The organism is Alphaproteobacteria bacterium (genome assembly GCA_024244705.1).
Lineage (GTDB): Bacteria > Pseudomonadota > Alphaproteobacteria > JAAEOK01 > JAAEOK01 > JAAEOK01.
Genome location: JAAEOK010000074.1, coordinates 1 through 547, shown reverse-complemented (window position 1 = coordinate 547; position 547 = coordinate 1). Strand labels below are relative to the sequence as shown.

The following is a 547-nucleotide window of genomic DNA, read 5'->3' as shown; positions in this document are numbered from 1 at the left end:
TGCTTGGCATGAGCATGGTGATGTCGAAAGAAGTGTCCACTAACGATTTGGTGGACACCAAGGAAGAGCGGTTGGTTGGTAGGCGCCGGCGCTGGCCTGAGGCTTTGAAGCGTCAGATCGTAGCCGAGACCCGTGCGCCGGGTGCGTCGGTTTCGGTGGTTGCGCGCCGTCATGACGTGAACGCCAATCAGCTGTTCAGGTGGCGTCGAGAATACGAAGCGCGGTCGCTGGCTGGTGATCCTGGGCTGGTTCCAGTGGCGCTTTGTGCGGTCGACACCGGTGCTTTGCCGACGCCGGCGGCGACCGGAACGATTGCGATCGAGATGGTGGGCGGAGCCCGGGTTCGCATCAGCGGTGCGGTCTCCGGCGCGGCGCTACGCCAGGTTCTGGAGCATCTGCGATGATCGGATTACCGGCCGGCACGCGGGTGTGGCTGGCGGCCGGGGTGACGGACATGCGCAAGGGCTTCAACGGATTGTCGATGGCAGTGCAAGCGACGCTGCGGCGCGATCCGTTCAGCGGGCATGTCTTTGTGTTCCGTGGCCGG

General features: G+C 64.4%; 2 protein-coding genes. Both read left to right on the top strand.

Annotated features, from left to right (window positions below; translation table 11 throughout):
• Positions 1 to 20 precede the first annotated feature (20 nt).
• Positions 21 to 404, top strand: a complete 384-nt coding sequence (locus GY791_12890) for a transposase (GenBank protein MCP4329322.1) — start codon at positions 21 to 23, stop codon at positions 402 to 404.
• Positions 401 to 547 (top strand): IS66 family insertion sequence element accessory protein TnpB (gene tnpB, locus GY791_12885; protein MCP4329321.1); only part of this gene is annotated, 147 nt, incomplete at its 3' end. The genes GY791_12890 and tnpB, both read left to right, overlap by 4 nt.

Coding starts and splice junctions, on each gene's coding strand:
- GY791_12890 (MCP4329322.1), top strand. CDS start 21: ATGTCGAAAGAAGTGTCCACTAACGATTTGGTGGACACCAAGGAAGAG.